Source organism: Allocellulophaga tsushimaensis (genome assembly GCF_055383085.1).
Window position 1 is genome coordinate 4,304,838 of record NZ_AP039451.1, and the last position, 24,034, is coordinate 4,328,871.

The following is a 24,034-nucleotide window of genomic DNA, read 5'->3' on the forward strand; positions in this document are numbered from 1 at the left end:
AAACATTTAAGTTAGTAATGTATTAAAGATGTTATAACACTGAGTAACTAGAGTTTTAAAATCTTACCAATAAAAGCGTCATAAGAGTTGTGTATTGACAACAATAATAATGCTTTAATCAATCTAGTTTTGTATTTTTAAATTACATTAATAGGATCTATGGAATACGCAAAGAATATTCTTGAAACAATTGGTAATACGCCATTGATTAAAATCAATACGATTACAGGGGAGCTACCCTGTTTGGTATTAGCGAAATACGAAACCTTTAACCCAGGAAACTCGGTTAAGGATCGTATGGCCTTAAAAATGATCCAAGATGCGGAAGCAGATGGTAGGTTAAAACCAGGTGGTACTATCATTGAAGGTACTTCTGGAAATACAGGTATGGGATTGGCATTAGCCGCAATTGTAAAAGGATATAAATGCATTTTTGTTTTAGCAGACAAACAATCAAAAGAAAAATGCGATATTTTAAAAGCTGTAGGTGCAGAGGTGGTTGTTTGCCCAACTGCAGTAGAACCTGATGATCCAAGGTCTTATTATTCCGTTTCTAAACGATTAGCGGAAGAAACACCAAATAGTTGGTATGTAAACCAATATGATAACCCAAGTAATACCGTAGCACATTACGAGAGTACGGGGCCAGAAATCTGGAAACAAACCGATGGAAAAATTACTCATTTTGTTGTTGGAGTAGGAACCGGAGGAACAATTTCAGGAGTAGGTAAGTATTTAAAAGAACAAAATCCTGATATTAAAATTTGGGGAATTGACACCTATGGAAGTGTATTTAAAAAATACCATGAAACCGGAATTTTTGATGAAAAAGAAATTTATCCTTATGTAACTGAAGGGATTGGTGAAGATATTTTACCAAAAAATGTTGACTTTGGTATCATAGATGGGTTTACAAAAGTAACCGATAAGGATGGTGCCGTTTATACGCAGCGTTTAGCCAAGGAAGAAGGGATGTTTTTAGGTAATTCGGCAGGATCTGCAATAAAAGGAGTACTACAACTCAAAGAGCATTTCACTAAAAACGATGTGGTGGTGGTATTATTCCATGACCATGGAAGCCGTTATGTAGGTAAAATGTTTAATGACGATTGGATGCGTGAGCAAGGTTATATAGAATAGCATTTCTATAATACTTGCCTTACATACTTTCAACAAACTGCAAAAAAACTTTTTTATGGCGTTCTACATCCATATTGGGAGATAATGATACACGGACAATATAATCTTTGTCATCTTCTTTTGTAGTGCCTTGAGTAGATGTTGCGGGTATGGTCCAATAACATCCTTTTAACTGCCCATAACTTACACAATATTTGCTTTCATTAGGAATTTCATGAATCATTAAATTAATTAATTTAAGATTTAAGGCTCTCTTGTAAGCTTCTCTTTCTACATCAGTATCACCTTTACTAGGAAGGTCTAATGAAAAAACAGATGGGGTAAATCCTGCTTCTACTAATTCTTCTGAAACAAAATTAATTTTAGCTGCTGGCAAATTAGTTTTAATAAAGTTTACCAGTTCGTTTGTGTTCAAATACGCCTTATAAATTCTTTGTTTCATGGATGGTAATTGTTTTGCCAGTAATTCCATTTGAAGAGCCGTAGCTTCGTTATCACAAAGTTTTAGGTGTTGGGCAATTTTTTCTATTAATGCTTCCCCCATTTTATTTACCACACAATAACCAGCTGTACATAAACCCCCGCTAGGGAATTTTGAACCACTCGCAAATGAAATGGTTCTTACTGATGAGAGCATATCACCTTCCCCTAAAATTTGAACATTAGGACAAAATGCCTGATCTAAAATAAAAACTGGATCAACAGCCAAATGACCACTTGTGGTTTTACGTTTTGCACTTAATACAGTTCTTAAACTATTAAGGTCTGGAACTTCAACTCTAGGATTAGTAGGAATTTCTGCAATGATGTAAGGAATAGCATCTTCTGCAGCAATTTGATCTAAAATAAGCGCTATACTTTGTACCATATCATTGTCACCATCAACAGGCAAATCCACTATTTCAATAGCATCACTGCAAGCAGCAACACGTCTTGCCTGATCGTTAGTTCCCCCATAACAGTTTGGAGGAACTACTATTTTAATTGCCTTTCCTTTATAATTTTCTAAAGCATAATGCACTATCCCCATTAAAATGGCATATTGAATAGATAGTCCGCTTGATGCAACAAGCGGTGCTATGGTTGTATTACAGATCTCCTTAATAGCATCTGATACAATAGTTTTATGTTCTGCTATATTAGTTTCTGCAGCAACTAAAGCAGTCTTATTTGTGTAAGACTCTAAGGCTTCAAGACAATTGGCTGGTGTCATTGCAATAGTTTCCCTTCTTCTAAAATGCTGAATTGCAGAAATATAATTTTTATGCTGCTCGCCATTCACCAATAAAATACTCCCAAGCTGTGCATGGATATCTATAAAAAAATCAATATTTGGGGTAAGAGCAGCACTAGTAATTTCATTTTGATGTGAAACAAAAATGCTAGTACCATTAAATTTTGTTACATCTAAAGCTTTATCAACCTGTTTTAATTCAAACGAAAATCCATAAATAGCGCTTAGAATTTCAATATCAAAAGAATGAGGTAGTTCACCTATATAGCAAATTTGAGTGTTTTTTTGATCCAACAAATTCTGTCTTAAAATTGCTAAAATGGGAGCAGTCTTTGATGAAAAACTAATAATCGCTTCTGGTGACAAGTTATTTAATTTAGCAATAACCCATTCTAATACGCAAGACAAAGGATGTCCTAAACGAATATAGTCAAAAGCGGTAGGTAATTCATGAAGCACCTTTGAATCTGCATTAGCTTCATTTGCTAAGATTTCAAACTGTTCTAAAAATTGAGTTTTAGCTAATTTTTCATCATAAATATCTAGGCGATGGGTTGTAGAACGCAACCAGAAAGTTGGCATATTTTCTAGTACCCCTTTAATAAACTCAAGCATTTTATGACTTTCCATTGTATTTTTTATTTAGACCAGTACAAAGTACATAATAATTAGATTTATTTTAAAAGATTGTACAACCTTTTACTCGAGAAGTATAAGGCGTTTTAAAAAGTTTCAATACAAATAACTTCTTAATATTTATAATGGAATATGATACTTTTTGGGTTTAATCTAAAAGAAAAAACCTCCGCTATTAACGGAGGTTTTGGTTTTTGTTTTAAGCAGTAGGATCTGGTGTCATTCTTAAATAGGGCTTAATTTCTTCTACACCCTTTGTAAATATTTTTTTTGCATCTTCAGTATTAATAGCTGGACTTACAACTACTTTCTCTCCATTTTTCCAATTTGCAGGAGTAGCAACTTTATGATGAGCTGTTAATTGCAATGAATCTATAACACGTAATAACTCATGAAAATTCCTACCCGTAGAAGCGGGATACGTTAAGGTTAATTTTATTGTTTTATCTGGTCCTATAATAAATACAGAACGAACGGTAAGTGTACTATCTGCGTTAGGATGAATCATATCATATAAATCTGATACTTTTCTATCTTCATCAGCCAATATTGGAAAGTTTACCGTTGTATTTTGTACCTCGTTAATATCTTTTATCCATTCTTTATGTGATGCAGCACCATCTACACTTAAGGCTAGCATTTTTACATTTCTTTTATCAAATTCTCCTTTAAAGTTTGCGGCTGTACCTAATTCTGTTGTACAAACTGGTGTGAAATCTGCAGGGTGCGAGAATAAAATACCCCATCCATCACCTAAATAATCGTATAAATTTATGGTCCCCATGGAGCTATCAGCCGTAAAATCTGGAGCTATATCACCTAATCGTAGTGTTGCCATTATATTGTTTTTTAGTTTACATTAATTCGCATAAAATTAGCAGATATATAAGTCTAAAGCAGAAATTTGAGGTTAAAAAAGTATTAAAGTTTGTTTTTTGATACATTGACAAAAACGAATCTTAGCCTTGAAAAGATTGTTAAAGTTTCTTATTTTTAAAAATGGAAAAAACAGCACTAGAGAAACTTCAATATCCAATAGGAAAATTTAACTGCCCAGATTTAATTACAAAAGGCCATATTAAACTATGGATTGCTGATTTGGAAACTTTACCTGAAAAAATTGAAACTATTGTTAAACATTTGTCTGCTAAAAATTTAGAAACACCATATAGGCCTAACGGCTGGACGGTACGCCAATTAATACATCATATAGCAGATAGTCATCATCATAGCTACACCCGTTTTAAATGGGCTTTAACGGAGCAAAACCCCATAATTAAAGCATACGAAGAAAAAAAATGGAGTTCACTTTTTGATGCCAAAACAGCTCCAATACAGCTATCTTTAGATTATTTAAAGGCATTACATAGTAAACTTGTGTATTTATTAAAAGGGCTTTCTGCTTCAGATTTAGAGAAATTTTACATTCATCCAGAGGGCAATGTTAAAATTACTGTTGCAGAAAATATTGGAAAATATGCTTGGCATGGTAATCATCATTATGCACATTTAAAAGGCATTGCTATTGCTGAAGGTTGGATATAACTAACCATTATAAGAGTTTCATCATATTATACATGGCTCTTTTGCTTTTAGGGATTGTTTTATATGATAACTCTATTTCACTATGAATTTGAAAGCCATTTTTTATGTAAAATGCTAATGCTGGACCATTTTTCATAGTATCTAACCAAATTATTTTTTTCTTAAGCTGTTGTGCAAGTTCTAGTATACTATCTAATACTTTTTTTCCGATACCTTTTCCAGAGTATTCCTTTAGAATATAAATTTTGTCTATTAACAATGCATCTTTTTTTTCATAGGATGCAAACGGTTTGTCTTTACTAATTTTTAAAATCCCTACAGGGATTTTATTTGCGTAAATGATATACAATGCAGTATTAAAATCTTCCGCTTCCTTAAGAAGTGTTTCTTTTGTAAAACTACTATTTATATATGGAGAGGCATCTTTATCTTCCCATAAATGAAGGTAATGTTGAAGATAGGATTTAAGACCAACATCTATGTAGGTTTGATAAAGTAATGGCGTAATTAATTTAATCTGTACTTGCATTTATTTTTACAAAACAAAAAAACATCAATCCATTACCCATTTTATATTACAACCAATACTCGGTTTTTGATCTATACTTATTTCTGTATTGTTAAGAAGTGCATCCATGGCATTTTTTAGATCAGTTCCAGTGAGTGCAATTCCATTTCCTGGTCTAGAATCGTCTAATTGGCCTCTATATGCCAATTTTAAATCAGAATTAAACAAATAAAAATCTGGAGTACAAGCAGCATCATAGGCTTTCGCTACTTCTTGCGTTTCATCGTATAAATACGGAAAAGTGTACTTTTCTTTTGCTGCTAGTTCTTTCATTAAATGCGGAGCGTCTTGCGGATAGTTTTTTACATCATTACTTGAAATAGCAATAAATGCAATTCCTTTTTTTTGATATTCCATACCTAATTTTGCGAGCATAGGATTTATATGAATAACAAACGGACAGTGATTGCATATAAATACCACAAGAGTTCCTTTTTCTCCTTTTAATTCCTCCAAAGAGGTATTGGTATCTGTTACAACATTTAATAAATTAAAATCTGGAGCTACTGTTCCGAGTGCTAACATATTACTAGGAGTTCTAGCCATACTATTTATTTTTTAAATTTTATCATATAATTGTACATTCAAAAATAAATGAAAAGTATACAATCACATCATCTTATTAAAGAATATTGCATTCATGAGTAACTTATTAGTACCATACCAAAATGCTCTAAAGTTTGTATTATCGGTAAACAGTATCACTTTTCCTTTTCCACTATTTTGTATTTTAAAAGGCACACTATTTTTAAGAAGATTTAAGTTTTCTTCTGAAACATAACCACTTAATAACGGATTTGCTGTGTAAGTAATAGGATTGTTATAACTATTTTTATCTGGTGCAATATAATTGTTTGTATTTCTAAATAGTGCAATTTTATCATTTTTATAGCCAAAATTTATTGGATGTGAACGATCTAATTTTGCTTCAAAAATAGCACCACCAGTTACTTGCGCTCCTCTAAAATCTCTTTTTTGTTCAAAAGAAATGTTTTTTGCAATTAGCGTGTCTTTTTTAAATTTTAGTTTCATAAAATTATTTTTATCAAACCAATTCGCTGCATTTCGGTACCCTATTAAGGTACCTCCATTTTTAACCCACGTTTTTAATTTTGCTGTAGCTTTATGATCTAAAGCATTTCTAGAATTTGGAAGTATGATGCATGTATAATCTTCAAGATTTGCGGTATTAAAATAACTTAAATCAATTTTGGTAAGATTCATATCATAACGCTGATCAAACAAATGCCACATTTCACCAGCATCATAAGAGGTAATTCCCTGCCCTACTAAGATGGCTACTTTTTGTTGTTTTAGTGTTTTAAAATCATTGCTACCTAAATCTATCCCTCTGGTTGCACTAGTCCCTACTGCATTTATAACAAGATGGCTTTGTTTCGCTATTAGATTTAATTCCTTAAATAGAGTTGTTGCATCTAAATCTTGAGACTGAACAGGAATTAAAATACTCCCATAATCATATGTATTACCTTCTACAGTAAAAGGAGACATTGCTACTTTAGCTTTAATACCCTTATTAAGTAGCATATTAAGCGCTTTAGGGCTGTAATACTCATGCCACTCAAAAAGATAAGCATAACTACTTTGTTGATTTACTTCACCCTCACGTTTTTTTAGATTAGTTATCTGGTCACCTACATTGGTTAAAGAATTCACTTCAGCATAATCTAATCCAAAAGCCAAAGGGAAAGTCCATGCAGAAATATCATAAAACAAACTGTCTTTAAATGCTGTCCTTTTTTCAAACATAGCCTTAATAAGCCTATTCTTTTTCTGGTTCATGGGTACTACATAACTATTCCCTTTTTTAAAAGATTTACCATTTAGAACAATATCTTTATTTAATTCGTGAAATGTAATTTGGTGTCGTTCCAGAATCTCTGCTAAATGCCATGTTTTAGCTGCATCTTTATGATCACCAAAAATAATAGCTTTTGTTTTGCTTTTAGAAGCTTCTAAGGCCACATCCTTATAAAATTCTTGCTGATACCTAAGAATTTTTTTTCTCATGTTTTTAGCAGCAGTTATAGTAGATAGCGCGGTGGTAAATTGATTTCTAATCGTAAAAGGAAAAGTTAACACACCATTATCAGATTCTTGTGCATGTCCTCTAGAACTAGCTTGTTCAAATAAAATACCTATACTCCCATTAACATCGGGGAATGTAGAACCCTTTCCATAGTAATAATCATCAAAATTTTCTTCGGAGTAATATAAAGATCCAATCTTATCTAATGCCTTTGCATGGTAAGTTGCCATTTCTTTGGTTAAGTCTTGGTTTGCTTTTGGTGTTAATGGATGTACCCTATCTGGTTCACCAGGCTGAAAAAAGAAGGTAGCATTAGTGCCCATTTCATGGTGATCGGTAACGATATTTGGCATCCATTTATTAAAACTTTTTATACGTGCTCTACTCGCTGGTAATTGTACAGGTAACCAATCTCTATTAAGGTCAAACCAATAATGATTGGTTCTACCTCCTGGCCATACTTCGGTGAACTCCCGATCGTTCTTATCCGAGTTTAAATTATCGCTTTTATTTGTATTAGCCCAATAAGCAAAACGTTGTAAACCGTCTGGATTTAAAGACGGATCTAAAAGAATTACCATACGATCTAATAAATTGTTTATGTCCGCGCCTTGAGCAGCAGCTAAATAATAGGCATACGCTAAACTAGCATTAGCGCCACTAGGCTCATTGCCATGAACAGAAAAACCTTGGTACACTACAATAGGCAGGTTTTCTATATTTGCATTACTTTTATGATCGGTTAATAGCAGATGATCTTTTTGAATTTCTGCTATATTCTTATGGTTTTTTGGAGAAGTTACTGTGAGTAATACTAAAGGTCTTCCTTCATAAGTTTTACCTCTATCTTCTATAGTAATCCGATCACTAGCTGCAGCTAAAGCCTTAAAGTAATATACCAGCTTATCATGAGTTACATGCCACTCTCCTATTTCATGTCCTAATATATCTGCTGGTTTTGGAATTTTAGGATCGTAAGTTATATCTTGAGGTAAATAATATGCTAGTGTAATATTATCTTGAGCATTAGTAAAATAAGAAAAAAGTAAAAGGCAGTATACTAAATTTTTCATGGAGATAAGGAATAAAAAAAGCACCATTTTAAAAACAGTGCTCTTTTATTTTTTTTAATTTATGGTCTAGGTTTAGGAACTGATGCCGTTCCTTTATTTTTTGCTTTTTTGAGCTGACGTTTTATTTTTTTAATTGCAGATTCTATAGATTTTTCTGGTTCTATAATATTATACTCACCCCAGAAATCTGGATCAGAAAAACCAATAGCCTGATCTACCAAAATAATATTTTGTTTTAACCTAAACTTGTTTTTTATATTTGATTTGCTTAAGTTTTTTTCCCAATCTGTGATAGCCATTTCACAATTCATAGTATAAACAGAGTTAAAAAGCTTATCATCCCAATTCACTTTAAATTGTAATTCTGCATTACTATAGCCATAATACCACTTATTGTCCTTCTCTCTATAATCAACTTTATACTCTACTTCAGTTGGATATACTTTAGCCTTGGCCGGTTTTTTCTTTACAAAAAGTCTAGCAGCAGCATCTTTATCTGTAATATTTAAAGAATATGTAGCACTAGTTAAGATTTTATTTTCGGCATCTATAAATAATTGTCCTTTATACAATTGATCTACTAAAGAATTTTTTTGTTCAAAATTAATTACATAAATAACACGATCGTTAATACGAATAGATTTTTCAAAAGAATAATCATACCAATCGATACTTTTATCTGTAAAGATATATTCAGGATATTTCATAATATCCACAAATAGTGCATTAAAAGGTCCTCCTTGCAACTTAAGAGCTAAGGTGTCTAATTTACTGTAGTCCGTACTTTTTCTTGCTTTGTACAATTCAATAATGTCTTTTTTATCAGATGAATATGGCGTTTTGTAAATATTTACAACCGCTTCTGATAAAGAAACATTTTTTCTTCTTTTTTTAATGGTTTCCCTGTAGAAAGCGGTCATTAGGGTAGGATCTTCAAAATAATTTTTCCCTTTATTTTCAAATGTTTCTTTTACTAACTTTAACGCGCTTTTAGGGGCTTGTACAGCAACTTCCTCTAATTGGGTTACAGATGCTTCAAGTTTTATTTTTAAATTATTTTTTTCGAGATTTGCTAAAATCAGTATTTTACTTTTATGACCTAAAAAAGATACTTTTAACTTAGCGTTTTCTATAGTAGTAGGTACTTTTAAAGCAAATTCTCCTTCTGAATTAGTGATGGTGCTAATGTTAGTACCTTCAATAGAAAGTGTTGCAGAAACTAATGGTTTTTTAGTGTCTGCATCAGTTACTTTACCCTTATATTCCTCAAAAGATGTTTGTTCTTGAAAATTAACGGATGCATAGCTTACCGTTACAGTTCCAACCAATAATAGTACTAAAAGCACTATTTTTGATTGTATTTTTATTGTTTTTAAAGTATTTTGTATCATGATTTTATTTTTTATAGACAATTAAGCACACTAAAATAATCATTTCTTCAATCTTTTTGTGTTAAAATTTATATTTTATACTTATTTAAAAATCAATACTTTACACTATAATAAATTGCTCTATTTTAAGAAATTTTACTATCAAAATTATTATTATTATTATTCTAGAAAAGAAATACTTTTTGCCATTTATCTTTAAAACAGAAAAATTTAGATTATTGTAAAGAACTTATCACTGCATTTTTTAATTCTTCTGCAGTAGGTCTTTCGAACCAATTTTCCATAAATTCAAAATCTTGATGAGTCACAAGAAATTCAAAAGTATCTCCCTTTTCCTTATTGCGCTGTAATATTCTTTTTCTTCTAATTTCTTTGGCTATATCTAAAAAATGTAATTGGATTTTTAATTGGTGTTTTTTAGCAAATTGTCTAAACTTTTCCCTGTGTGCAATTTTAGAAAATCCTAAATCTAAAATAACGGCTGTTTTAGATTCATTTAATTGTAAAATGAGTGTTTGCATTAAATTTTCAGCTCTTTCAATACGCTCTAAAAACCAATCTAAACCGTCAGAATCTTTTTTATCTTGCAAAAACAATGTTTTATTCCAATTATCTATAGAAAAAACCACACCATTAGTTTCCTGTTTTAATTTATTGGAATATGTAGTTTTCCCAGCGCCAGTATTACCAACAATTAAATGAATCATAGTTTTACATCATTCCTCTTCTGAAGCTTCAGAACTATCCTCTTGTTTTTCCAACTCTTCCGCTTCTTTATTTAAGGTATTTTTTAAAATATTAAGCTTTTTTAGCTTGGCTTTCCATGTTTCTAAAGCTTCTTTATGACCGTCAATTTTTTTAATTACATCCTTAACCAAAGGATTACTTTCTGATGCGTTAGAGAAAAATTGTAAATTATTTTCCAACTGCCTAATCTCATCTTTACTCTCTTCTATTTTTCTACGTATAAAAGTACGCTCGTTCTGTATAGCTCTTTCATTATCTTCGCTACTTGATAGTTGTTGAATTTTATTACCATACTTAAGTAGTTCTGATTCTTGTTTATCAATGTCAAGTTTTCTAAATAAAGCATCTAATATTTTATTAAACTTAACATTAATATTCTTTTTATTAAATGGTACTCTACCATATGTTTTCCATTCTGCAATAAAAGCTTTGATAGCCTTAAGATCTGCCTCTCGGGTCCCCGTTAGCTCCAAAGCACGTAATCGTTCTAAACATTCATTTTTTAAATTAAAATTCTCCAGTTCTTCTTTTTGCGCTTCGTTCTTAGTAGCATGTAGTCTATTAAAATAATGATTGCAAGCTTCCTTGAATTCCTTCCATATTTTATCAGAGAATTTACGAGGTACATGACCTATTTTTTTCCATTCGTTCTGAATGCGTTTCATCTCTGGAGTAGCCATATTAGTATCCTCACTATCTTTTAAAGATATCGCTAAAGCTAATAAAGTTCTTTTTTTATCTAAATTTTCTTGTTGTTCTTTTTTCTGATCTTTATAAAAACTATTTTTCTTTCTATTAAATACTCTTACAGCTTCTTTAAAAGTAGACCACGTTTTTTCGTTTACTTTTTGGGGAACTTTACCTGCCTCAAAGAAATCGTTCCTTAATTTTTCTATTTCCTTTATTTGTTGCTGTAAGTCTTTATGATTAACAGCAACTTTCTCACTTATACTATGTATAGCAGCAATGATTTCGTTTTTAATTATAAGATTCTGTTCAAATACTTTTTCTAAATTCTTATAATACTCTTGTCTTCTGTTGTGTAACACTTTAGTAGCTGCACTAAAGCGTTCCCATATGGGTTCTCTATGTTCTTTTCCTACAGGACCAATATCTTCTTTCCAAATTTTGTGTAATGTTTGTAGCTCTTGGAAAGCTTTACTTAAATCTTCAACGGTACCTAATGCTTCAGCGCGTTCTGCAATTTTTGTTTTCTCTTCTAGATTTCGTTTAAAGTCTAAGTCTCTTAGTTCTCTGTTTAAATGTAAAAAATCATAAAATATTTCAATATGATGATGGTATGTTTTCCATACATCATTATAATTATTCCTTGGGATAGGCCCAGCGGTTCGCCAACTTTCTTGTAATTCTTTAAAGTTTTTGTAAGTAGTATTAATATCTTCTTCTACATTTACAAGGCCTTTTAAACGCTCAATAATTTCTAAGCGTTTGGAAAGGTTATCTTTTAAATTTTTTTCTAAATTTTTATAATACTCATTCCTTCTTTCACGGTATTCACCGTATACTTCATTAAACTGTCTTTTTGTAACGGAATTATATTGAAAATCTATTTCAACACCTCCATTACTTATAAATTCTTCTTTTTTATGTTCTAAAAATTCTTGGAATTTTAAATCAAACTCATATTTTATGCCATCAACATGTTTTTTTATAGCTTGAATTTTTTCATTTTTCACCAAACGTTGTAACTCACCAACCAAATTTTCCATAGTCATGCTATGGTAATCTAAAATTGGTATAACATGTCTTTGAATATTATCAGAATCTTCCGCATCTTCTGCGTTAGATTCTTCAATCTCTTCCAAAATTTCATCTTTATCAGTGGTAAGGGGAACAGCAACTGTATCTACAGCATCAGAAATTTCTGTAGCAACAGTTTTCTCTACAACAGTATCTTCTTTAACAATCTCTTCTACAACAGTTTCTTTTTCTTCTGCAATAGTTTCTTCTTTAGGCCTAACTATTTCTTCAGGTTTTTCCGCTGGATTATTTGGCTCAGAATTATCTGAATTATTTGTATTATCTACTTTTTCTTCACTACCTACATTTCCATGTAGTTTCTCGTCTTTATCGTCCAACATATTGTACGTATTTAGCTGTATGCCACAATTAGACTGTAAGATAGTAACAACCTGTTGAATACCAAAAAGTTTATTAAAAAAGCTTTGTAGTTTATACCCTTTGTAAATTATAAAATATACCTTAATCTTTAGTAGTATTCCATATTTCCCATGCTTTTTCTGCTTGTAATTCTAGCATTTTAGAGCCATTTAAAATTATTGCTCCTTTAGCTTCTCCTTCTTTTAAAAAAGCTGTTTTATTGGGATTATATATTAAATCGAATAACAAATGTTGTGGTGTAATATACTCATAAGGAATAGTTGGTTTATCATCAATATTTGGGTAGGTACCTAGTGGAGTACAATTAACAATAACAGTATAGTTTTTCAGAATTTCTTTATCAAGTTGTCCATAACTATATTGTTTATTTTTAGGAGACCTAGAGACTAAAGTTGCTTCTATTCCGAGTTTTTCAAAAACGTAAGTAATTGCTTTTGATGCTCCTCCAGTTCCTAAAATCAATGCTTTGGTATGATGCTTTTTTAAGGAATCTTCAATTGATTTTTGAAAACCATAATAATCAGTATTGTAGCCTTTAAGTCCTTTTTTAGTAAATGCTATCGTATTTACCGCTCCTATTTTTTCAGCAACTTCATCTATTTCTGTTAAGTATGGAATTACCTGTTGTTTGTAAGGTATGGTTACATTAAAACCTTTTATAGTAGTCGTGTTTTTTAAAACAAGCTCTAATTCATTTATATTTTGAAAGTCGAAATTTTCATAAGAATAGTTTTCTAAGTTTAGAACTTCAAACTTTTTAGTAAAATATCCTTTAGAAAAAGAATAGGATATATCTCTCCCTATCAATCCAAATCTATGCTGTTGTTTTTCTATTTTTTCCATACCAATCTAATCCTAACAAAATAAAAACCCCAAAAATAATACAGACAATGGCCCACCATGTCTCTGCTGCTGTAATATCTGGAAAATATCTCTTATAATTCATTATAATTTTATTTCCATTGGAATCTAAAATTAATTTGCTATTTACGGCTGTTTTATACACTTCTTCTTTCCAGGGCCATACTACTCCTAATGAACCTGTAATAAAACCAATAATGATTGCTGTTGTAATATGCTTAAAATGTTTTAACAGATAATTAAGCAAATGTGATAATGTAACCAATCCAAATGTTGAGCCCGCTGTAAATACTCCTAAAATAGTAAGGGTTTTTAAGCGTTCTGAGTTTTTAACAAAACTAAAATCTCCTTTGAAAATCTCCGAGAAAGTATCGTATAATGCATTAACAGAATCTACTAACAACAGAACATAATTGCCAATTAAAATTAATATAAAAGATCCTGAAAGCCCTGGTAATGTCATTCCAGAAACGCTTATCATTCCACAGAAAAAAATAAATAGCAAATTATCGTTTTCTGTTGCGGGATTTAGAAAACTAATCCCAATACCAATAAGAAGGCCTATAATGCCTGCAGGTATCGTTTTTTTATTCCACTGCTTAAAATCTTTAGCGATATAATAAATAGAACCCAAAATCATTCCGAAGAAAGAAGACCAGACAAGAAGTTCGTTTTTTTCTAAAAAGTAATCCAATAATTTTGAGATACTAAAATAGCTTACCAACATTCCAAAAATGAGAAGCGATAAAAACTGACCGTTTACATAGCTGTAAAAGCTTTTAAACTTCCCTTTAAGTAAAAGTTTAAAAGCTTTGCCATTTATTTTTTGTAATGAATGAATAAATTCTTCGTAAAAACCGCCAACAAAAGCTACTATACCTCCAGAAACCCCTGGAACTTTATTGGCCGCACCCATACATAAGCCTTTGATGACTAACCAGAATTTATCTAGAAATGTTCTTGGTGGATACATGCAAATGTCTCTTACTTTTTTGAGGCTACTTTTTCTAATATAAAAATAAGAGAAAAACCAATTAAAGCTAGGATAAGTGCATATATTAATTGATTATCACCTTCATAGGCAAATGGTGAAATACTTTGTTCTTTAATAGGAATTATTTTTTCTCCAAAAGTTTTTACTTCTAAAACTTTTTTCCAGGGCCATATCTTATTTAAAGATCCTAAAATAAAGCCTGTAAGTATGGCTAGTGTTAAATTTTTATAATTTTTAAACATCCACTTTAAGATTCTTGCAAAACTTAATAAACCAAAAACAGCCCCAATAGCTACTGTAGCAACAACTTTAATATCTCTTTCATGAGCTGCTTCTAAGATGGTTTTATAGGATCCTAATAATACTAGAATAAAAGCACCCGATATTCCAGGTAAAATCATAGCACATACTGCTAAAGCTCCTGAAAGAAATAAAAAAGGTAAACTTTCTGTATTATCGGCTGTTGGTAGTGTGGTAATATAATAGGCAATTACTGCTCCTATGATTAATAAAATAATTGCTGTTATATTCCATTTTTCTATTGATTTTCCTACAAAGAAAATACTTGCTAATACCAAGCCAAAAAAGAAAGACCATACTAAAATAGGCTGATTTTCTAATAACCAACTTATTCCTTTGGCAAGAGAAAAAAGACTAATAAATATTCCTAAGAATAAAGCAAAAAGAAAATTTCCATTTAGTTTATTCCAACAAGCTTTAAAACCATCTTTTTGGAGTACTTTAATGAGTCCTAAATTAATGTTGTTTATAGCATCTATAAGTTCTTCATAAATACCAGATATAAAAGCTATAGTACCTCCAGAAACACCAGGAACTACATCAGCGGCTCCCATAGCCATACCTTTTAAGGTGATAAAGAAATACTGTAAAAAGTTTCTATTTTGCATATCTTAAGTAAAGACACAAAAATAGGGGTTTTTATTTGGATGTTTTTTTATATTCTGCTAATATGTTTTGCATCCATTCTGTATTACAAAATGAAGGGTACTTTCTTTGAAGATCATTAAGTCCATCTGGGTTTAAAATAATAGCTTCTGCTAATGATATTCTTGCTTTTCTTACTTTATTGACCTGATGGTATAAGCCTGCAAGAGTAAATTTTATTTCTGCTACCTCAGGGTAAAACTCTTTACTCTGCACTAAAATTTGAATAGCAGCTTCATAATCTTTATTTTCTAATACCACACTAGACCATAATAACCAGGTATCTAGCTCATAATTACCAAATTCTACAGCTTGTTTAAATGCAAAATCAGCTTCATCAAACTTTTTTAATGCAGCATTTATTTTCCCACATTTTTTCCAATACAAAGGATTCTCCCCATCTATATTTGTAGCTTTATCTATGTAATGAATTGCTTTTTCATAATTGCCCTGTCTGTAATAAAAATCTGTTATAGCTAACCAACCTTTATCCAATAGAGGGTCTTCATGAACTGTATTATAATAATAATATTTAGCAGTATCCATGTTTCCTAATTTTTCATGACATTTTCCTATTCTTAGGTATGCATGTGATGTAGGATCTTCTATACTTATGGTAGTTTCATAATTTTCTATAGCCTCATTATACTTGCCCATTTTCTCAAGAACTTTTCCTTTTTCAAAGTAAGCCCCTATAAATGAATCGTCTGAAATTATGGCGAAATCAAATGCGCTTAATGCTTCTGGATACATTTTTTTAGAAAAATATTGTTTCCCAAGCTGATGCCAGGCTACCTCGCAGTACGGATTTGTTTCCAAATAATCGTTAAGGTAATGAATAGCACCTTCAAATTCTTCTAAAAATTCATAACAATAAATAACATTATATAAAGATGAATAATCATGGGCGTCGAATTCTACACATTTCTTAAAATTCTTTTTAGCCATTTCAAAATCATCCATAAAAAGATATTCCATTCCTAATAGTGAATAAATATCTGTACCATCATTTGATAGTTTTAATGCTTTTTCTAAAAGTCTAACTGCAGAAATATGATCATCTTTTTTAGAATAAATATTGGCACGCTGTATATAAATTTCTTCATTATTTATATCTAAAGCTTGTAAAGCATCTAACATAATTTCAGCATCGTCCAGTTTATTCTCAAAGACAAGAACTTCAATATGCAACAACTTAAGTTCAGTAGTTTCTGGATGTTGCTGTTGTCCAATTTTTATAGCCTTTTTAGCTAAGGAAATCTTACCATTATTTAAATAGTGATGTATTATATATTCGAAATCTTCTGCGTCAAAGAAGTAGACATCGTCTGTCTTTAACATCGATTCAAATTTTGCTATCGGTTGGTTAGGTCTCTCTTCTGCATTAAATGCCATAGGCCTTTTGTTTTGAATACACTAAATATAAGCTTATTAAACTTACGCTATTCTAGTGTATCTCCCTATATTATTAACAAATTAGTTAACAAATTAGTATCTGTATTGTCTTAAAATTTCTAAAATTAGTGCACAACCTTCTCTAATTTCATTGTTTGTGATGGTTAAAGGAGGAGAAATACGAACTGCTTTTTTCTCAAATAATAACCAAAAAAGAATTAAATGTTTTTTTGCTGCGGTTAAGACAAGATGGTTGGCTAATGCTTCGTCTTTCATTATTAAGGCAAGCATTAATCCTTTACCCCTAATTTCTTTAATGCTTTTATGCTGTAATAAAGTTCTAAAAAGTTGCTCTTTTTCAAGTGTTTTAGCAATAATAGCTGTCTCTGTAATTTCTTTTAATGTTGCTAAACTGGCTGCGGCAATGATAGGGTTTCCCCCAAAAGTTGTAATGTGCCCTAGTGTAGGGTTATCTTGTAGGCTTTGCATTATTTTTTGAGAACTTGTAAATGCTCCTACTGGTAGCCCTCCAGCCATTCCTTTTCCGATAACTAAAATATCTGGAATACAATTATAATGTTCAAAAGCAAATAATTTTCCTGTTCTTCCAAAGCCTGGTTGTATCTCATCTAAAATAAGTAATGCTCCTACTGCTGTACAACGTTCCCTAACTTTCTCTAAATACTCTTTTTGGGGCATTATAAAACCAGCTCCACCCTGAATTGTTTCTAAAATTACTGCTGCCGTTTTTTTTGTAATTCGTTTTAGTTCAATTTCTGCATTAAAATGAATAAATGCAACATCTGGTATTAAAGGTCTAAAAGCGCCTTTCCGGGCTTCATACCCCATAATACTTAAACTCCCCATGGTATTCCCATGATATGCGTGATGAGCAGAAATTATTTCTGTACGCTTTGTATATCTTCTAGCTAGTTTTAAAGCCCCTTCTATGGCTTCTGTACCAGAATTTACTAAGTAAGTGGTTTCTAAAGTTGAAGGTAATAGTGATGCCAAAAGCTTAGTATATGCTACCGCTGGTTCTTGAATATATTCCCCATACACCATAACATGAGCATATTTTTCTGTTTGGCTTTTGATAGCATTTACAATTTTAGGATTACAATGCCCTAAAGGGCAAGCAGAAACACCAGCTACAAAATCTAAATGCGCATTCCCATCGGTATCATAAATATAACTGCCCTTGGCATGCGAAACTTGTAATGCCAGAGGTTTAGGAGTTGTTTGCGCTTGATAAGTGTAGAAATCATCTTTCATAAAAAATCAATTCGACTTTTTAACTTCTGTTTCTTCTTTTTTAGTATCTGTAGGAGCTAATGGCTGTAAGCTTACTTTGGTATTCTTTATCGTATCCGTAGCTTTTTTTAGGGATTGAATTGCTTTTTCTTCTTGCTTATCTTTTGCTTCAACACTCGCCTCAGCAGGTTTTAAAGCTTTCTGTTTAGTAGGTTTTTTCTTTTCTTTCTTCTTTTTAGGCCTACTATTTATAGGATCTGATAAATTTTTACTCCGCTCTGCCTCTTCTGCATCAATATCTATAGGGTTATTAATACCTCTAATGATTGGAAGTACAATATGATTATCATCATCATCAAAAATATCATCTTTAGATAATATTTGTTCATCACCACGCCAAACCATACCCTTTAATATTCTCTCTTCTTCTGGTAAATTTATTTCAGGGAAGATATTACCACTTGGAGAAGTAAAAAAAGTAAGCTCATCAATATCATTATTTTCCATTGTAATCCTTATTTTGCTACAAATGGTTTTATTAATCCCAACCAGCTCGTCATTATCATTATAATTATAATAAATAACTTCTGTATTTTTTATTAAATCAATTATTTTTAAAGCGTTCTCCTCAAATTTACCATACAAATTTCTTCCTTTTGCTTGGTTATACCCTACTTTACTAATACTATCTAACGAAACTACAAATGCATTATTAATAACTTTTAAAGAGTCTAATTTTTCTGTTTTAACATCAGAAAGCAAATAAATACTATCTCCTGTCATTTGGTTGTCTCCATTCCAAAGAACAGGATAATAATAGGGATAATCCTTCTCTTTAGTAGCCTCAGGTATTTTACGACCAATAAGTTTTGTGAGTCCATTTACTTCATTAGCATGTATTGAATCTGCCTTGCCACTAATATCTGTTTTGTAAAATTTTGCATTTCGGAAAGCTCTTAAAATTCTATTGTCTGCTGGACCAGTAATCATTAACGTATCGCCATGCATATACAAAGAATCTTGTTCTACAAGGCTAATAGAAACTGCTCTTTTGGTTGCAAAAAGGGAATCTTTAGCTTTAAATATTTCAGCGTAGTGCGCTTTTATTACTCCATCATTAATGGTATCTGTTACCACAATATTGTTTGTAGCGGATGCAAATTCTCTTGCTTTATCAAAAAAAACACTATCGCCAACAATAATACGGTCATTATAATCTATTCTAGTATTCTTTATACCATAACCTCGTTCAATTTTCGTATCATAAAACCCACGTTCGCAATACATTTTGTACTCCTCTCCTGTAATGGTAGACGGGCCATACATATATGCATTTTTAGAACTGGTATAATAATCTAATTGTTCAGAATCTACAATGTATTCTTTATTATCTATATGAACATTATCTAAAAATTGATACCTTTTTTGTTCCATAAAATACCTACCGACTTGGCTAGTAAGCGTATTTGCAGAATCTACAATGGTACCAAAATCTTTATAGAAAGCTTCTTGTTTTTCTCTATTAAAACGAAGTGTATCAGTTTTAAGTGTCATATCTGTATTTTCTAATACAACACTGTCCCATGCCTTTGCTAGTTTGATATTACCATCATAATTTACTCTTCCGCTTGTCATTTGCACAGAATCACCCTGTTGCAAACGGATATTTCCTATAGCTTTTAATATGTTTTCTTTCTGATAAAAAATAGCATAATCGCACCATACCGTTGCCCCTTCATGCTCAAACTCTACTTGTCTATCATCTTGAGAAAAGATAGAAGCACCAGGAAATTTTGCTTCATCTTTGGTGAAGTTACCACCGTAGATAATATTAATTTTTTTGTTTTCAGTCTTTTCTTCCTGAGTTGTTTTTTCTTGAGCAAAACCAGTGAAGCAACAAATCAATAACAATATGAAAAATAAATGATTATTCAAGAATATAAATTTTAGTCAAAAATATGATTTTTTGTAGAAGCGCCTATATGATTGGGATAAATTTAGTAATTGCTATAAAAGTAGCTAATAATGGATACAAAAAAAGCCACTTAAAAGTGGCTTTTTTATTATCTATATATTGTTTGCGTCCTATCTGGACCTACTGAAACAATTTTTATGGGCACTTCCAATTCTTTTTCTAGAAAAGCAATGTAATAATTTAAGGTTTTAGGTAATTGGTCTGCAGAAGTCATTTTAGTTAAGTCTTGCGCCCAACCTTCCATTTCCGTATATATAGGAGTAACATTTTCCGGTTCTATGTTGTAAGGTAAATGTGTTATTTCTTCTCCTTTATATTTATAAGCAGTACATACTTTAAGCGTTTTAAAACCACTAAGCACATCTCCTTTCATCATCATTAATTCTGTAACACCATTAATTTCTACAGCATATTTTAAGGCTACTAAATCTAGCCAGCCACATCTTCTGGCTCTACCAGTTGTAGCACCAAATTCATTACCTACACGCCCCATAGTTTCTCCATCTTCATCAAATAACTCAGTTGGGAATGGTCCACTACCAACACGTGTTGTATAGGCTTTAAATATTCCTTTTACTGCTCCAATTTTATTTGGTGCAACACCTAAACCAGTACAAGCACCAGCAGCTGTAGTATTAGATGAAGTTACAAATGGATAAGTCCCAAAATCTATATCTAACAAAGAACCTTGAGCTCCTTCAGCTAATATTTTTTTACCTTCACGCTGTGCTTTAAATAAATATTCTTCGCTATCAATAAAAGTAAGCTGCTTTAATGTTTCAACTGCATTAAAGAAATCTGCTTCTAACTCCTGTAAATCATATTCAATGTCTACATCATAAAAGCTAATCATAGCCTCGTGCTTGTCTGCTAAAACTCTATATTTTTCTTTCCAATCTGCAAATTCTAAATCCCCAACACGCATTCCGTTTCTACCCGTCTTATCCATATAAGTGGGGCCAATCCCTTTTAGTGTAGAACCAATTTTAGCTTTTCCTTTTGCGGCTTCTGATGCAGCATCTAATAAGCGATGCGTAGGAAGGATTAAATGTGCTTTTCTAGATATTAATAATATGGCGTTTATATCTAATTTAAACTGTTTTAAATTATCTAATTCTTTTTTAAAGATAACTGGGTCTATTACAACTCCGTTACCTACAATATTCATTGCATTTTTATGAAAAATACCAGAAGGAATTGTATGTAAAACATGTTTTATTCCATCAAATTCTAAAGTATGTCCTGCATTTGGACCGCCTTGAAAACGAGCAATGATGTCATAATTTTTAGTGAGTACATCAACGATTTTTCCTTTTCCCTCGTCTCCCCATTGTAATCCTAGTAGTAAATCTACTGCCATTAGTAATTAGTTAATTGTTTGTATTTTCTTCTTTATTTTTTATGCCATAGAAGTATAGCGAATGATTGTTAATTTTAATATCAAACACTTCTTCTATTGTTTTTTTGATAGATTGTATTCTTGGATCACAGAATTCAATTACTTCTCCAGTATCGGTTAGAATCACATGGTCGTGTTGCCTATCAAAATAAGATTTTTCGTACTGTGCTTGATTTTTACCAAATTGGTGTTTCCGAACCAATTTACAATCAAGAAGAAGTTCTATGGTATTGTACAAAGTTGCTCTACTAACTCTGTAATTTTTATTCTTCATATTAATGTAGAGACTTTCTATATCAAAGTGTTCATCGCTATCATAAACTTCTTGGAGTATAGCGTATCTCTCGGGTGTTTTACGGTGCCCGTTTTCTTCTAAAAAGGTAGTAAAGACATTTTTTACGATATCTTGGTTCTTGTTGTTTTTCATAAGAACTTTTACATCAATCAATTGCAAATGTACAGCTTAAATTTAAATTCTGGACACTTTGTCTATTCCGTTAATCCCCTTTAAATTGTTAATAAGTTTTTTTAGAATTTCATTGTTCTTTACTAATACCGTAATGCTACCTCTAAAGGTTCCTCCATCTGTACTAAAATTTAAGTTTCTCATGTTAACATGCATATTACCAGAAATGATATTTGTAATATTACTTATAAGGCCTAAATTATCTATTCCGGTTAAACTAATTTCTGCTGTAAATTCTTGCTGAGATGAATCTACCCACTTTGCAAACATAATTCTATATGCGTAATTAGATTGTAGAGAAATGGCATTGGGGCAATTTTTTGTATGTACTTTTAAGCCTTCACTTACACTTATAAAACCAAATACCTCATCACCAGGAATTGGATTACAACATGGAGATAAGGTATAAGGTAATTTTTCTTCTTCTTTTCCAAACACCAACATATCATACTTAGAAGTAACTTCTTCTTTGTTGATATCTTCTGGGGTTTGTGGTTTACGCATTCTGTTTTTAAAGAAACTTATGAAAGCGTTATTGTAAGACGCAGCAAAATCTTTTATTTTTTGATTGTCTATTGCACTTATGCCTACTCTATAAAATAAATCTAGGCTAGTTTTTAGCTTAAAAAATGATACCATTTTGTTAATGGTATCTTCACTAAAACTAATTTTCTGTGTTTTTAATTTTCTACGTAATATTTCTTTCCCCTCTAAAGCAACTGCTTTTTTCTCTTCTCTTAAAGAAGATTTTATTTTAGCCCTTGCTCTTGCAGTAGTAGCATAATCTAGCCAACTTTGATTGGGTTTTGCGGTTTTAGAAGTCATAATCTCTACCTGATCACCACTTTGCAGTATGGTATTTAAAGGCATTAATTTTCCATTAACTTTTGCACCTCTAGTACGCATACCTATTTCGGTATGGATATTAAAAGCAAAATCTAATGGGGTAGCTCCTTTTGGTAAAGATTTTAATTCTCCTTGAGGGGTAAATACAAAGATTTCTTTGGAATAAAGATTTAGTTTAAACTCTTCAACAAAATCTACGGCATTTGTATTTGTATTTTCTAATGCTTCTTGTAATTTGTTCAACCATTCTTCTATACCTTGCTCTTTTTGGTCTCCATGCTTGTATTTAAAATGAGCTGCATAGCCTTTTTCTGCTATTTCGTGCATTCGCTCACTTCTAATTTGCACTTCTACCCATCTCCCTTTTGGGCCCATTACAGTAATATGTAGGGCTTCATAACCCGTAGATTTAGGAGAAGAAATCCAATCTCGCAAACGCACTGGATTAGGTGTAAAATGGTCTGTAACGATCGAATATATCTTCCAAGCTAAAAACTTTTCGTTCTCCTTATTAGATTCATAAATAATTCTGATGGCAAACTTGTCATAAATCTCATCAAAATTAACATTTTGCTTTACCATCTTTCTACGGATAGAAAAAATAGATTTCATACGCCCTTTTACATAATAATCTAATTTTTCTTTATCTAAAGCATCACGAATAACAGCAGAAAAGTCATCTATATACTGTATTTGCTCTTCTTTTGATTCTTCTATTTTTCCAAAAATGTCATTGTAGACTTCAGGTTCTGTATATTTAAGACTAAGATCTTCAAGTTCCGTTTTTATATTATATAAGCCTATTCTATGTGCTAATGGTGCGTATATATACAGTGTTTCTGATGCAATTTTAACTTGCTTATGCTCTGGCATAGCGTCCATTGTGAGCATATTATGATACCGATCTGCAATTTTTATAATAATAACTCTTACATCATCATTTAAAGTAAGTAGCATTTTTCTAAAATTTTCGGCCTGTTGCGATATTTTGGTATCTTTTTTAAGGTGTGCAATTTTAGTAAGTCCATCTACTATCCGAGCTACAGTTTCTCCAAACATTTGCTCAATATCATCTAAGGTATACTCTGTATCTTCTACTACATCATGTAATAGTGCAGAAGCAATTGAAACAGCATCTAAACCAATTTCTGATGCCACAATTTTTGCTACAGCGATAGGGTGAAAAATATAAGCTTCTCCAGATTTTCTACGCTGAGTTTTATGCGCATCTACAGCTGTATCAAAAGCAGAACGAATTAATTTTTTGTCCTCACTAGAAAGCGTTTGATAACTAATGCGCAGCAATTCTTTGTATTGCTTTGCAATTTGTTTATTCTCTAATTCTATTGCAGCTTCTGTCATTATAAACTAAA

The 24,034-nt window shown here is 31.5% G+C and carries 19 protein-coding genes; 2 read left to right on the forward strand and 17 right to left on the reverse strand.

Translation table 11 applies throughout. The features are described 5' to 3' along the window. The first annotated feature begins 159 nt into the window (after positions 1 to 159). Positions 160 to 1,140 (forward strand): PLP-dependent cysteine synthase family protein, encoded by a 981-nt coding sequence (locus tag ACZ451_RS18475; RefSeq protein ID WP_464214891.1) that lies wholly within the window; start codon positions 160 to 162, stop codon positions 1,138 to 1,140. Positions 1,141 to 1,159: 19 nt separating this feature from the next. Here the strand turns inward: ACZ451_RS18475 and ACZ451_RS18480 are convergent, their stop codons facing one another. Both ACZ451_RS18480 and ACZ451_RS18485 read right to left on the reverse strand, forming a co-directional pair. Then, positions 1,160 to 3,004 (reverse strand): PLP-dependent aminotransferase family protein, encoded by a 1,845-nt coding sequence (locus tag ACZ451_RS18480; RefSeq protein WP_464214892.1) that lies wholly within the window; start codon positions 3,002 to 3,004, stop codon positions 1,160 to 1,162. Positions 3,005 to 3,209: 205 nt separating this feature from the next. After that, entirely contained in the window at positions 3,210 to 3,848 is a 639-nt protein-coding gene (locus tag ACZ451_RS18485) for a peroxiredoxin (protein WP_464214893.1), read from the reverse strand. 161 nt (positions 3,849 to 4,009) lie between these two features. On the opposite strand from ACZ451_RS18485, the gene ACZ451_RS18490 reads away from it, so the two are divergent. Next, entirely contained in the window at positions 4,010 to 4,555 is a 546-nt protein-coding gene (locus ACZ451_RS18490; protein WP_464214894.1) for a YfiT family bacillithiol transferase, read from the forward strand. A 7-nt stretch (positions 4,556 to 4,562) separates the two neighbouring features. Here the strand turns inward: ACZ451_RS18490 and ACZ451_RS18495 are convergent, their stop codons facing one another. The 15 genes from ACZ451_RS18495 to ACZ451_RS18565 form a co-directional block, all read right to left on the reverse strand. After that, a complete protein-coding gene (locus tag ACZ451_RS18495) occupies positions 4,563 to 5,084 on the reverse strand; it encodes a GNAT family N-acetyltransferase (RefSeq protein ID WP_464214895.1) in 522 nt (173 codons plus the stop codon). A 24-nt stretch (positions 5,085 to 5,108) separates the two neighbouring features. Then, the gene (locus ACZ451_RS18500; RefSeq protein WP_464214896.1) at positions 5,109 to 5,669 is read right to left on the reverse strand and encodes a thioredoxin family protein; all 561 of its coding nucleotides are present in this window, start codon (positions 5,667 to 5,669) and stop codon (positions 5,109 to 5,111) included. Between the two features lie 63 nt (positions 5,670 to 5,732). Beyond that, positions 5,733 to 8,246: a M14 family metallopeptidase gene (locus ACZ451_RS18505; protein ID WP_464214897.1), complete on the reverse strand. Its 2,514-nt coding sequence runs from the start codon at positions 8,244 to 8,246 to the stop codon at positions 5,733 to 5,735. Positions 8,247 to 8,305: 59 nt separating this feature from the next. Continuing rightward, positions 8,306 to 9,637, reverse strand: coding sequence for a carboxypeptidase-like regulatory domain-containing protein (locus ACZ451_RS18510; protein WP_464214898.1), 1,332 nt, complete (start codon positions 9,635 to 9,637; stop codon positions 8,306 to 8,308). Between the two features lie 215 nt (positions 9,638 to 9,852). Further along, positions 9,853 to 10,344, reverse strand: a complete 492-nt coding sequence (locus tag ACZ451_RS18515; RefSeq protein ID WP_464214899.1) for a P-loop nucleotide/nucleoside kinase family protein — start codon at positions 10,342 to 10,344, stop codon at positions 9,853 to 9,855. A 9-nt stretch (positions 10,345 to 10,353) separates the two neighbouring features. Next, positions 10,354 to 12,486, reverse strand: coding sequence for a DUF349 domain-containing protein (locus tag ACZ451_RS18520; protein WP_464214900.1), 2,133 nt, complete (start codon positions 12,484 to 12,486; stop codon positions 10,354 to 10,356). Positions 12,487 to 12,607: 121 nt separating this feature from the next. Beyond that, positions 12,608 to 13,369 (reverse strand): shikimate dehydrogenase family protein, encoded by a 762-nt coding sequence (locus ACZ451_RS18525; protein ID WP_464214901.1) that lies wholly within the window; start codon positions 13,367 to 13,369, stop codon positions 12,608 to 12,610. Beyond that, positions 13,341 to 14,360, reverse strand: coding sequence for a DUF368 domain-containing protein (locus tag ACZ451_RS18530; protein ID WP_464214902.1), 1,020 nt, complete (start codon positions 14,358 to 14,360; stop codon positions 13,341 to 13,343). The genes ACZ451_RS18525 and ACZ451_RS18530 overlap by 29 nt, the downstream gene beginning before the upstream one ends. Positions 14,361 to 14,371: 11 nt before the next feature. Further along, positions 14,372 to 15,289, reverse strand: coding sequence for a polyprenyl-phosphate transporter (locus ACZ451_RS18535; protein WP_464214904.1), 918 nt, complete (start codon positions 15,287 to 15,289; stop codon positions 14,372 to 14,374). A 31-nt stretch (positions 15,290 to 15,320) separates the two neighbouring features. Further along, complete coding sequence (locus ACZ451_RS18540; RefSeq protein ID WP_464214906.1) at positions 15,321 to 16,721, reverse strand: tetratricopeptide repeat protein; 1,401 nt, start codon at positions 16,719 to 16,721, stop codon at positions 15,321 to 15,323. 93 nt (positions 16,722 to 16,814) lie between these two features. Further along, positions 16,815 to 17,996, reverse strand: a complete 1,182-nt coding sequence (locus ACZ451_RS18545; protein ID WP_464214907.1) for an aspartate aminotransferase family protein — start codon at positions 17,994 to 17,996, stop codon at positions 16,815 to 16,817. A 6-nt stretch (positions 17,997 to 18,002) separates the two neighbouring features. After that, positions 18,003 to 19,910 carry an OstA-like protein gene (locus ACZ451_RS18550; RefSeq protein ID WP_464214908.1) on the reverse strand — a complete coding sequence of 636 codons (1,908 nt, stop codon included), beginning with the start codon at positions 19,908 to 19,910 and terminating at the stop codon, positions 18,003 to 18,005. 128 nt (positions 19,911 to 20,038) lie between these two features. Next, positions 20,039 to 21,310, reverse strand: a complete 1,272-nt coding sequence (locus ACZ451_RS18555) for an adenylosuccinate synthase (RefSeq protein WP_464214909.1) — start codon at positions 21,308 to 21,310, stop codon at positions 20,039 to 20,041. Positions 21,311 to 21,320: 10 nt separating this feature from the next. Continuing rightward, entirely contained in the window at positions 21,321 to 21,776 is a 456-nt protein-coding gene (locus tag ACZ451_RS18560) for a Fur family transcriptional regulator (RefSeq protein WP_464214910.1), read from the reverse strand. 42 nt (positions 21,777 to 21,818) lie between these two features. Beyond that, entirely contained in the window at positions 21,819 to 24,023 is a 2,205-nt protein-coding gene (locus ACZ451_RS18565) for a RelA/SpoT family protein (protein WP_464214911.1), read from the reverse strand. Between the last annotated feature and the right edge of the window lie 11 nt (positions 24,024 to 24,034).

Excerpts from the sequence above, each read along its gene's own strand:
- ACZ451_RS18490 (WP_464214894.1), top strand. The coding sequence starts at position 4,010 with ATGGAAAAAACAGCACTAGAGAAACTTCAATATCCAATAGGAAAATTT.
- ACZ451_RS18535 (WP_464214904.1), bottom strand. The coding sequence starts at position 15,289 with ATGCAAAATAGAAACTTTTTACAGTATTTCTTTATCACCTTAAAAGGT.
- ACZ451_RS18515 (WP_464214899.1), bottom strand. The coding sequence starts at position 10,344 with ATGATTCATTTAATTGTTGGTAATACTGGCGCTGGGAAAACTACATAT.
- ACZ451_RS18495 (WP_464214895.1), bottom strand. The coding sequence starts at position 5,084 with ATGCAAGTACAGATTAAATTAATTACGCCATTACTTTATCAAACCTAC.
- ACZ451_RS18565 (WP_464214911.1), bottom strand. The coding sequence starts at position 24,023 with ATGACAGAAGCTGCAATAGAATTAGAGAATAAACAAATTGCAAAGCAA.
- ACZ451_RS18555 (WP_464214909.1), bottom strand. The coding sequence starts at position 21,310 with ATGGCAGTAGATTTACTACTAGGATTACAATGGGGAGACGAGGGAAAA.
- ACZ451_RS18500 (WP_464214896.1), bottom strand. The coding sequence starts at position 5,669 with ATGGCTAGAACTCCTAGTAATATGTTAGCACTCGGAACAGTAGCTCCA.
- ACZ451_RS18540 (WP_464214906.1), bottom strand. The coding sequence starts at position 16,721 with ATGGCATTTAATGCAGAAGAGAGACCTAACCAACCGATAGCAAAATTT.
- ACZ451_RS18475 (WP_464214891.1), top strand. The coding sequence starts at position 160 with ATGGAATACGCAAAGAATATTCTTGAAACAATTGGTAATACGCCATTG.
- ACZ451_RS18485 (WP_464214893.1), bottom strand. The coding sequence starts at position 3,848 with ATGGCAACACTACGATTAGGTGATATAGCTCCAGATTTTACGGCTGAT.
- ACZ451_RS18505 (WP_464214897.1), bottom strand. The coding sequence starts at position 8,246 with ATGAAAAATTTAGTATACTGCCTTTTACTTTTTTCTTATTTTACTAAT.
- ACZ451_RS18560 (WP_464214910.1), bottom strand. The coding sequence starts at position 21,776 with ATGAAAAACAACAAGAACCAAGATATCGTAAAAAATGTCTTTACTACC.
- ACZ451_RS18530 (WP_464214902.1), bottom strand. The coding sequence starts at position 14,360 with ATGTATCCACCAAGAACATTTCTAGATAAATTCTGGTTAGTCATCAAA.
- ACZ451_RS18520 (WP_464214900.1), bottom strand. The coding sequence starts at position 12,486 with ATGTTGGACGATAAAGACGAGAAACTACATGGAAATGTAGGTAGTGAA.
- ACZ451_RS18480 (WP_464214892.1), bottom strand. The coding sequence starts at position 3,004 with ATGGAAAGTCATAAAATGCTTGAGTTTATTAAAGGGGTACTAGAAAAT.
- ACZ451_RS18525 (WP_464214901.1), bottom strand. The coding sequence starts at position 13,369 with ATGGAAAAAATAGAAAAACAACAGCATAGATTTGGATTGATAGGGAGA.
- ACZ451_RS18510 (WP_464214898.1), bottom strand. The coding sequence starts at position 9,637 with ATGATACAAAATACTTTAAAAACAATAAAAATACAATCAAAAATAGTG.
- ACZ451_RS18545 (WP_464214907.1), bottom strand. The coding sequence starts at position 17,996 with ATGAAAGATGATTTCTACACTTATCAAGCGCAAACAACTCCTAAACCT.